1 protein-coding gene is annotated in these 235 nt (G+C 70.2%); it reads right to left on the bottom strand.

Going from position 1 to position 235, the window contains the following annotated elements:
- A partial coding sequence (locus tag IJ15_RS25135; RefSeq protein ID WP_037136315.1) for a proton-conducting transporter transmembrane domain-containing protein occupies positions 1–235 on the bottom strand: 235 nt, incomplete at both ends.

The raw sequence follows: 235 nt of genomic DNA, 5'->3' as shown, positions 1-235 counted from the left end.
CGCCGGACCGAGCCCGGCGGCCATCACCATGTAGCCGATCTGGCTCATCGTCGAGGCCGCGAGCGCCTTCTTGATGTCGTCCTTGGCGCAGCCGATGATCGCGCCGAACAGCAGGGTGACCGCGCCGACGAGCACGACCGCCGCCTGTGCGCCGGGCGACGCCTCGAAGATCGGTCCGGAGCGCACAATCAGGTAGACGCCGGCGGTGACCATCGTCGCCGCGTGGATCAGCGCC

It is taken from the genome of Prescottella defluvii (assembly GCF_000738775.1).
Lineage (GTDB): Bacteria > Actinomycetota > Actinomycetes > Mycobacteriales > Mycobacteriaceae > Prescottella > Prescottella defluvii.
Note: the sequence above shows the minus strand (reverse complement) of the source record. Positions and strands in the feature narration are given on the sequence as shown.